The 4626-nt window shown below is 44.1% G+C and carries 4 protein-coding genes and 1 tRNA gene; 4 read left to right on the top strand and 1 reads right to left on the bottom strand.

Features of this window, described 5'->3' with window-relative positions; genetic code table 11:
- The first annotated feature begins 143 nt into the window (after positions 1-143).
- From BGL89_RS09265 to tsaB, 4 genes are all read left to right on the top strand, one after another.
- Complete coding sequence (locus BGL89_RS09265) at positions 144-824, top strand: diacylglycerol/polyprenol kinase family protein (RefSeq protein ID WP_286825467.1); 681 nt, start codon at positions 144-146, stop codon at positions 822-824.
- A 236-nt stretch (positions 825-1060) separates the two neighbouring features.
- Complete coding sequence (locus BGL89_RS09260; protein WP_286825466.1) at positions 1061-1933, top strand: aldose epimerase family protein; 873 nt, start codon at positions 1061-1063, stop codon at positions 1931-1933.
- Positions 1934-1996: 63 nt separating this feature from the next.
- Positions 1997-2068, top strand: a tRNA-Lys gene (locus BGL89_RS09255).
- Positions 2069-2093: 25 nt separating this feature from the next.
- Positions 2094-2696 carry a tRNA (adenosine(37)-N6)-threonylcarbamoyltransferase complex dimerization subunit type 1 TsaB gene (gene tsaB, locus BGL89_RS09250; protein WP_286825465.1) on the top strand — a complete coding sequence of 201 codons (603 nt, stop codon included), beginning with the start codon at positions 2094-2096 and terminating at the stop codon, positions 2694-2696.
- On the opposite strand, the gene BGL89_RS09245 is transcribed toward tsaB, so the two are convergent.
- Positions 2697-4352 carry a choice-of-anchor I family protein gene (locus tag BGL89_RS09245; protein WP_286825464.1) on the bottom strand — a complete coding sequence of 552 codons (1656 nt, stop codon included), beginning with the start codon at positions 4350-4352 and terminating at the stop codon, positions 2697-2699.
- Between the last annotated feature and the right edge of the window lie 274 nt (positions 4353-4626).

Genomic DNA, 4626 nt, shown 5'->3' with positions numbered 1-4626 from the left:
CCGGTGCGGAACCCCGCAAGGGAAAGAAGCAGAAACCTAAATCGTGAGGTTTGGGAATCACCGTCCGTTTACGGCGGTGAGGATGTCAACAATGTCACCTCGATCGCCTAAACTAATAGATAGTCAATTTTCGCTTTTACCCCGTGGAACTATCCCACTCTCTCCTATTTTCGATCGGTTTAGTCGCCTGTTACCTAGGTGTTCTGATTCTGATCGCTGAAAAATTAAAAAGTCTTTTCAGTACCGATGGCGAAATTACCCGCAAAGTTGTCCACATTGGCACAGGAAACGTCATCCTTTTTGCCTGGTGGTTAAATATCCCCGCTTGGGTGGGAATAAGCGCCGCGATCCTAGCGGCAATTATTGCTATCCTATCCTATTTTTTCCCATTTTTACCCAGTCTTAATAGTGTTGGTCGCCGCAGTTGGGGAACTTTTTTTTATGCTGTTAGTATAGGTGTTCTCGTGGCTTATTTTTGGCCAATTTCTCACCCCGAATACGCGGCAATCGGTATTTTAATTATGGCTTTGGGAGACGGATTAGCAGCCCTAGTCGGACAAAATTTCGGTCAACATCCCTACAAAATTTTCGGCAGTGGCAAAAGTCTGGAAGGTTCCCTGACTATGTTGGGAATCAGCTTTTTAGTCAGCTTGATTATTTTATCTTTTATTAATGGCATTAATCCGCCAATTATTTTAGTATCTTTATTAACAGCGATCGGAGCTACTATTCTAGAAACTTTCTCGAAACTAGGTATAGATAATCTCACTGTACCGATTGGTAGCGCCGCCATTGCCTATTTTCTTACCCAAATTTTCATCTAAAGCTAGTCTATCCCAGCTTATTCACAAGGGCCGAATCTAAAACCTCATTGGTTAAGCTAAGTAGGGAGGCACAATTATTTGTTAGGATGGGTTAGTGGTAGCGTAACATGATCGGGCGTTGGGTTTCATGCTTCAACCCAACCTACGTTCTATGTTAGCAATCAGCTTTTTAGTCAGCTGTACCGATAACTGATAACTGATAACTGATAACTGATAACTGATAACTGATAACTGATATGACCTTTACTATCACTCAAAACCAAAATCAATATCTTACCTATTGTCTCAAGGATGAAGAGGCTGACGCTTATCTGGAAGTGGTTCCCGCTAGGGGAGGAATCATCACCCGTTGGCAAATTTGCGGAGAAGATATTTTATATCTGGACAGAGAAAGATTCAAAGAGCCTAACCTCAGCGTCCGCGGAGGAGTCCCGATTTTATTCCCGATATGTGGCAACTTACCCGATAATACCTATCAACACCAAGGACGAAACTATACCCTTAAACAACACGGATTTGCTCGTGATTTACCCTGGCAAGTGAGCAAACAAAGCAGCGAAAACGCCGCTAGTTTAACCCTAGAATTAAACAGTAATGAAGCCACTCGTCAAGTCTATCCCTTTGATTTTCAATTAATCTTTACCTATCAACTGCAAGGAAACAGCCTCAAAATTCACCAAAAAGTAATTAATCTTTCCCTGGAAAAAATGCCCTTTTCTATCGGGTTCCATCCCTATTTTCAAGTCACCGATAAAACCCGATTATCCTTTGATATTCCCTCCTCCCAATACCTTGACCAACGCAGCAAAACCCTCCATTCCTACGCCGGCCACTTTGACTTTAATCTCGAAGAAATTGATGCCGCTTTTCCGCAAATTACTCGCCATCAAAGTAGTTTTAGTGATTCCTATCATCAGCGTCAAATTATCCTCGGTTACGACGATCTCTATACAACTATAGTTTTTTGGACTCTGAAAGATAAAAATTATATCTGTCTCGAACCCTGGAGCGCTCCCCGCAACGCCCTCAACACAGGCGAACATTTGACCTACTTAGAACCCCAGAGTAGCCGTGAGGCGATCGTGGAAATGCGAGTCAATCAAATTTAAATTTCCCCTTGACTTAGCCCCGATAAGATGTTATATTAATAAATCGTGTGCAGAACACGAAACGGGTCGCTAGCTCAGCGGTAGAGCACTCGGCTTTTAACCGATTGGTCTTGGGTTCGAATCCCAGGCGACCCATAAAAACTTACTGATAAAGATTGACTTGTCTTCCCCTGTCTATGGATTAGCCTTGCATACCAGCAGTCCCCAACTAGGACTGGCCCTCTCTAATTTCAGCGATGATAGTCGTCAACAAACTTGGGACTTAGACAGGGACTTATCGAACCTATTCCACCCCTATCTAAAACAGTTCCTGGCCCCGCAAAAATGGGCAGATTTAGCCTTTCTAGCCACCGCTAAGGGGCCGGGTAGCTTTACCAGTACCCGCATCGGTCTAGTCACCGGTAGAACCCTAGCACAACAATTACAGCTACCGATTTTTGCCGTCTCCAGTTTAGCGGCCTTTGCTTGGTCACAACGGCATTTTTACCCTCCCGATACCTATCTAGCCCTAGAAATGCCCGCCACTAGGGGACAATTGTATGTGGGCATCTATGGGGGTAATCGGGTTTATTTAGCTGATAGCCTGATGACTCCCGAACAATGGCAGCAGACTTTAGAAAACTCAACTATTCCCTATCAAAGATTAGCTACACCCAGTTGTTTAGGCATAAATGCCCCCGCTATCCTCGATTTAGCTTATTTGGACTGGCAAACGGGAAAACGCCCCCATTGGTCGGAGGCGCTACCATTTTACGGGATGTGATTAGCAATTCCCTCTTTTTTTCAAACTATAACCAGCTAATCCGAGGGTTACTAATCCTAAAACTGCGCTAGGTTCTGGGACAGGTTTCACGGAATAAATTGCCACATTACGACTCACTTCATTGGCAACAATTAACAAGGGAGTACCATTGGGACTATCGGCAGCGGGAATAAATAATAATCCTTCGGGGGAGATATCGCCTAATTGCCAATCGTTGATATAATTAACAAAGAAAGGATTACTAGGGTTGGTAATATCATAAACCATGAAACCGCCAGCCCTTTCTATTCCCACAAAACTATAGAGACGATTGCCCACGGTTCCCACGGCTAAACCTTCTGGTTCTGGGCCGCGGTTATCGCTACGAGTATCGAAGCTGATAGGATTACCATCGGAATTAAAAATACTAGCAGTTAGGGGAGTTGCCGAAAAAGCCGCTAGAATTTGTTCAAAATCATCGCCACTATCGAAGACTTGAGACAGTCCATTAGTGACATTCCAAATCGAAAAAGAACGACCCCCGTAGGCAAAAAGTTGGCTATATTGACCTTGGCCGTTAAGTCCGTCAATGCTAGAAACATCCAAACGACCGAGATTTTGGGCTAATTGCAAGTTGGCGGCATCAGGGAAAACATTGGGGTCTAAAGTTAGAGTAGAAACTCGTCTGTTCTCATCTCTAGTATCCCCTTCATTGGCAGTAATTAAATAGGTTTGTCCGGCGATGGTAACGGTAGCAATCGTATCCGGTTGATATAGGCCAAAAACCGGCCAGTTATTAATTCTCACTGCTGGGGAATTAGCCGCTCCTCCAAATACTACCCCATCTCGATCGCTTGCATCTAAACCATTACCCGGTGCGTTAAAATCCTTAGCTCCTAGGGGTAAAATACTGGTGACTTGAGCGTTAGCAATATCGACTATCGCAATAGCGTTATTTTCCTGTAGAGACACCCATGCAGAGGTTCCATCCTTGGAAACGGTGATGTATTCTGGTTCCACATCTTGGGAAACCGTTTGACCGGGAAAAATCCGAACTCCCTGATTTCTTAAAGCGTTCTCTTGACCATTAAAACTGGTAAAGGTGGCAGTGTTAACCGTGGGATTGAGAACACCAGCGCTTAAGTCAATAATACTAACGGAACCATCGGGATTGACACCATTAGCTGCTTCCCCTTCGTTAGCCACTAAAACCCGATTACCGTCAGGAGTAAAGGTTAACATATCGGGTAAAGCACCCACAGTAACCTGACTCTGAAAGACACCATTAGTATCGAAAAAGACCACACTGCCGTTATTGGTAATCGTACTAGCTTCCATGGCCACGGCCACAATACCATTTTTGATGGCAACGCTGTTAACCCCTGCACCGTAGGAGCTAAGATCGAGCGAGGGTAAGCGAATTGGACTAGCGGGATTGCTGATATCGGCAATATCTAGACGATTATTGGGACCAGTCAGGAATAATCTGCGACTAGCGGGGTCGTAAGCGGGAATTTCTGACCCAAAATTATTAGCAGCAGTTGTACTATTGCCAAGACTGCTCAATCGGGTGATATTTAAAGCTGAGGCCGATTCAGTAACAATATTGATACTGCCAGCAATTGACAGCAAGGTTAATAAAAATTTCCAATGGTGACGATAGATAGCATGAATCATATTTTTAGCTGAAAACCTGCAAAAAAAGGCTGAACAATCGCATTTTTTCAGATCCAAGTTAAAGGAAGATTAAACAAGAGAAAAATTAAGGATATCTTCAAAATTTGGTCAAGGACAGTAAAAGCGATCTAGAAGAAGGGGTTCCTCGATCGCTTTTTAGTTGAACGGCTCATTTACCGGAGTGTTGACATCCTCGCCGCCGTAAAACGGACGGCGATTCCTCACCACGCCACTTTTTTAGGGTGGTCGCGTCAATGGGGTTGACGCAGATAGC

Origin of the sequence: Microcystis sp. LSC13-02 (assembly GCA_002282935.1) — a bacterium.
Classification (GTDB): domain Bacteria; phylum Cyanobacteriota; class Cyanobacteriia; order Cyanobacteriales; family Microcystaceae; genus Microcystis.
Note: the sequence above shows the minus strand (reverse complement) of the source record. Positions and strands in the feature narration are given on the sequence as shown.